The following is a 4,745-nucleotide window of genomic DNA, read 5'->3' on the forward strand; positions in this document are numbered from 1 at the left end:
TGAAACCTATACCGTGGAAGGCTATAACAGCTTATTCAGGCATTTTCTTGCTCGGCTATGTCGAAAATCAAATTGCTATAGCAAAAAGCAAAGTTATGCTCAAATATTCTTATGCTTTTGATGCTTAAATGAAACAGTGAATTAGATACTATACTTAACTAACAATGCCGTTGTTTGTGAAGAAATTAGCGGTGCGCTTGCAAAATCCAGTTATCAGCCCCAAGCCCACCGAGTTTTCTTTCTATTCCACTTTTAGACATCCCGTTAAGCCAACGTAAGGACGCAATGCTAAGACCTGATCTCTTCAGGTATCCTTTCAATACAGTCGGGCCTAACATGTAAACCCCGCTTTCATTAAAATTATGTAACTTTTTATAATCTCCCATGCCCAATGCACATTTAACTAGCATCCTAACGGAACCAAAATTTGGACCACTAATTACAAATGTTCCACCTTGGCGAACAAAATGAGAACAAGGTTCGACCACCTGTTCAGGATTTGGAAGTAGATGTAACAAATCCGTCATGATCACACAATCAAAAGTTCGGCCATTTAACTTTTCCAGGCACTCTTCGAGTGAACCATAAATCACATCAATTCCAAGCCGCGCCGCCATTGCTCCGAATATGGAATTCATAGGAAGAGCAGTAACTATAGCTCCACGTTCTTTTAACTTAGCCTCAGTCGCTCCCCAACCACATCCGATAGAGAGAATGCTTTTAGTATTATATGGCACTAGTTTAAGCAAATCCTCGCATGGCTGCTCGTAATAATTTTTTGACCATTCACCATCTAACATAAGAGATTCAGCGCGAAAGAGATTACTTACCGGATGAATACCTTTAGCAATGGCTATTTGCGTATGGATCTGCTCTTTAACAATGGAAAGTGAAACGCCAAATTGTCCCGTATAGCGATCAGAAAGATGATGAATAAGAAAATCTTCGACAGCAGAAATGCAAATGACTTTACGAAAGCCGCAACTCGTATAAGGATCCGTCGCAGCAGTGCACAGCATATCATAACGGCCCTCGTATGGAGGCCGAAGAAAACCGCCAGAAGCAATAGCTTGTCTTAGCTGAGCCTGTGTGAGCAGATAAAATGCAGCGTGCTCATTTGTGAATTCTGCGATCGTATAATTTCCGCGTTGCTTTACCGATTCGGGTTTCCAGTAATATCTACCATGTACTTCGGGGAGAGACCAAATTCCAAACTTATCCACCTCATAGCGAAGAAATCCGGCAATTTCATCCTGTGCCAAATCATTTGTAGCGCGCAGAAACGAATGAATATTCTCCTCTGTCACTTCCATGTCATCCTCAGAATACGCAAATAAATCATATTTATCGATGTTCTGAGCAAAAATTGGCTTATGTGCGAAAGGTAAAGACCATGGATTTTTAGAAGGTAGCCCAACCACGACTTTAACCCCGTCCAATTCTTTCGGTTCATTGGAAACCACTACCACATCCACATCTATGGTCATACTGTGATACCGATGAATGATTCGCTTCAATAGATCAAGATTTTTTAATCCGTAACTGGCAATAGTAACCAAAAGCCGAATCTTGCGGGAGCCTAATCCTAAATCAGTAACATTTGTTTGATTCATGGTAATTCTCCAAATTAATTACTTCACCGCAATTACAGTTACACAATCGGCTAACGAAGGTTTCCATTTGGTTAGCAATAATTCAGCTTTACAAAAAAATCGAGCAAAAAACCAAATAAGCCATTGACGGCGGGCTCCCACAAATGAACTTTGCCATCCCCTTCGAAGAAGATGACTTTCGTATATAATGGAGTCTGCGACTTGTGGCATAACAGTTGTTTTCTGGAACCCAGCAAGACTAATCGCTTGATGTATGGATTGGAAAGAAAATATGTGCAGGTGTCTCGGTGGCTCCAACCCTCGCCAGTATTTTTTGTAAATTCGATGACCGAGGCTTGAACCATTAGGTGTAGATACCACGAGTTTTCCTCCGGGCCTCAATATCCGAGCACATTCCTTCAGCGTCCTAACTGGATCATAAACATGCTCAATTACATGGTTCAAGCAGACCGCATCAAAGCTTTCATTTGGAAAGTTCAATTGCTCCAAGTTTTCACAATAAACCGTTAGTCCTCTCTCTCTGCCTTCTTTTACAGCACTCTCATCGAAATCAACACCTGTTACCTCCCAACCCAATTCTCTCATCGACAGTAGCCAGTCACCCGAACCACATCCTACGTCCAGCAGTTTACCAGAAGGTACAGCGTTCAAAAATCGAACCTCCCCATCCGCTTCGGCGCGGCGGAGAGGAAACAGATATAAAAATTGTCCAATACAAGGAATCAGCAAAGAATTCGATTTGAATTGATAGTTATATTTACTTGTCAAATATTCGCGTTTCAGCAGAAAGTAAATTCGTTTTAGCATTCCTACATGCCTTTCATTACTTTGCGAGGTATGGGTATAGTAATGTGCATAGGCTTTGCCAATATCTTCTTTTATCGGCATGGGATCCAACCAGACCAATCGGCACTGCTCATTGGTGCATTGCTTTAGATTCCATTCCCCGGGCGCATCGAACATTCGGTCTTGCTGTTCAAAGTAAATGAATTCCCCTTCCCTTCCGCATATGGTGCAGGTTGGATAAGGCTCCGCCCGGATCTCAGCTGCATCTATCGATTCAGTCATCATAATGTAATGACTCCTCTTATCAAAAAGTGCATTTCCGGTCTATTAAAGAGTGACTTAAGGAATGGTCCAAGTCTATTAAATCATGGCTCTTTATTTACCGTTAGATTAGACAAATAACACAAAGGCAATCCTAAACCCTCGCTATACGCCTGGAGCAGTACGGGTACTGAGTATTCCCATGCCAATGCATTAGCAACTCTATCACGGCCAATTTTACCCATTTTCTCACATTCGTCTGGATTATCCAGTAACCAACTAACTCGCTCGGCAAACTCTAGCTCGTCATTCGGTTGAACATAAATTGCTGCTTCCTGGGCGGAAAAACGAGTCTCGACCAAATCGAACGCTACTGTCGGCTTACCTAATGCCATATACTCCATAAGCTTATTCATTGTGGACTTGTCATTCAGTGGGCTTAACGGATCCGGCTGTACACATACATTAACAGCTGAAAGATATTTGCGGGATTCTAACTCTGAAAGCCGACCGGTAAATAAAACATGAGCCTCAATTTGCAACTCCTTGGCTAAAGCCTGCACACTAGATAAAGCATCTCCGCTTCCGATAATAATGGCCAGAAAGTCGCGCCGTCCAAGAGTAAATACCATCTCACGTATAGCTCGCAGCCAGTAATCCACTCCGTCCTGAGGCCCTATAGTACCAATATACCCAATCAGATATTTTGCTTTCAGGACTAAATCGGGATCGGGTTCCAGCAACTTATAGGCGAGAGGTGGCCCATTCCGAACAATAAACACCTTATCCAGGTGCTTGTTTCCCCGATTGAGAGCCATTTGTTTGTAGGACTCATTCGTGGCAACAACTACATCAGCCGTTGCATATGAACATCGTTCCAAAATGCGCAATATTTTGTAAATAAGATTTGTACGCGGCCGCTCAAAGCGGGAAAGATAGATCTCTGACGCAAGATCATGCTGATCAAAGACAAATCGCTTCCCGAACAATTTGAATATGGCGCCAATAACAAAAAGTGTATCAGGTGGATTCGCTGCATGAATGACATCAATTCCTTTGCGCATTGCAACCCAGGCTGTCAGCAATAACATAACGAGCGTTGCATAACCAAACTCAAATGCATAACTGATTACGCCGGCGCCTCCTGGCGGAGCCGGAAAACGGTAAACACTGATGCCTTCAACGTCCTCTATCCACGGCTGAGCAGGACCTCGGGGGGCAATGACGCTTACCTGATAGCCCGCATCACGCAATGCATGCGCCTCGCGGCGTACACGAAAATCAAAAGGGTACGAGTTATTTTCGACGAGCAACAACACTTTAGCTGGCGAAGACATGGTTCCGTTCTCCTAATAATTCATTCCCATTTGCATAGTAAAGAAAGTCATGATCAAAATTTTCAATAATTTTTTTTTGATCATGATATGCAATGCCAATAAATTCTTTATTCTTAGTGTTAACACTTATCACAGAGTCACCTTCCACTTTAATTTTTAAGGCTCTCAGTTCGAGCAGTACTATTAACACAAGATTTCTGCATGTCGATTTCTCTTTAAGGCATTGCGTTTGCTATAACTATGTTCTACAGCAATTTTTTATTAACGCACCTTAAAGCCTTTTTAGCTAGCCCATTGGCTGTAATGCTTTGTATTTAATGCTCAACTGAACAGGAAAATCTCTATTTTCAGTTCTATTTTTCCACTGAACTCTATCACGTGAATATTGGAAAGCCGGGCAATAAAAATTGTTGCTCTATACAAGAGCTATAAGCTCCAACATATAATCGCTTATATTTTATTGATACATTTCTTACATTTGTTTTTCAATTTCTATTGTTAAATCAAACGGATTCGTTTCAATAGTTTCGAGAGACTGTTCCCACTACTCAGCTTTGCCGCTCGATAATTTAGTCGCCCACTTATTCGGTACCCTTGCCTTAAGGATTAGTGTCCCTTATTTTTGCTCAACAATAAAGTTGGTACGAATGCCTAAGCAATGGTACTTAGACCACCACTCTAGATTAATTAGAGCGTAAGCGTCCAGTCCGACCATCTGTGCTAACGCCGCCAAACCAGTCATCCTTAT

3 protein-coding genes are annotated in these 4,745 nt (G+C 42.0%); all 3 read right to left on the reverse strand.

Features of this window, described 5'->3' with window-relative positions; translation table 11 throughout:
• Window positions 1-185: 185 nt before the first annotated feature.
• Window positions 186-1,613 (reverse strand): bifunctional 2-polyprenyl-6-hydroxyphenol methylase/3-demethylubiquinol 3-O-methyltransferase UbiG, encoded by a 1,428-nt coding sequence (locus IT781_RS21360; RefSeq protein WP_194972193.1) that lies wholly within the window; start codon window positions 1,611-1,613, stop codon window positions 186-188.
• An 18-nt stretch (window positions 1,614-1,631) separates the two neighbouring features.
• Entirely contained in the window at window positions 1,632-2,684 is a 1,053-nt protein-coding gene (locus IT781_RS21365; protein ID WP_194972194.1) for a bifunctional 2-polyprenyl-6-hydroxyphenol methylase/3-demethylubiquinol 3-O-methyltransferase UbiG, read from the reverse strand.
• Between the two features lie 80 nt (window positions 2,685-2,764).
• Window positions 2,765-3,997 (reverse strand): glycosyltransferase family 4 protein, encoded by a 1,233-nt coding sequence (locus tag IT781_RS21370; RefSeq protein ID WP_194972195.1) that lies wholly within the window; start codon window positions 3,995-3,997, stop codon window positions 2,765-2,767.
• Window positions 3,998-4,745: the final 748 nt, after the last annotated feature.

It is taken from the genome of Methylobacter sp. BlB1 (assembly GCF_015476545.1).
Classification (GTDB): domain Bacteria; phylum Pseudomonadota; class Gammaproteobacteria; order Methylococcales; family Methylomonadaceae; genus Methylobacter.

What these genes read in the sequence shown, in the direction of transcription:
- IT781_RS21360 (WP_194972193.1), bottom strand. Translation starts at nt 1,613, where the DNA reads ATGAATCAAACAAATGTTACTGATTTAGGATTAGGCTCCCGCAAGATT.
- IT781_RS21365 (WP_194972194.1), bottom strand. Translation starts at nt 2,684, where the DNA reads ATGATGACTGAATCGATAGATGCAGCTGAGATCCGGGCGGAGCCTTAT.
- IT781_RS21370 (WP_194972195.1), bottom strand. Translation starts at nt 3,997, where the DNA reads ATGTCTTCGCCAGCTAAAGTGTTGTTGCTCGTCGAAAATAACTCGTAC.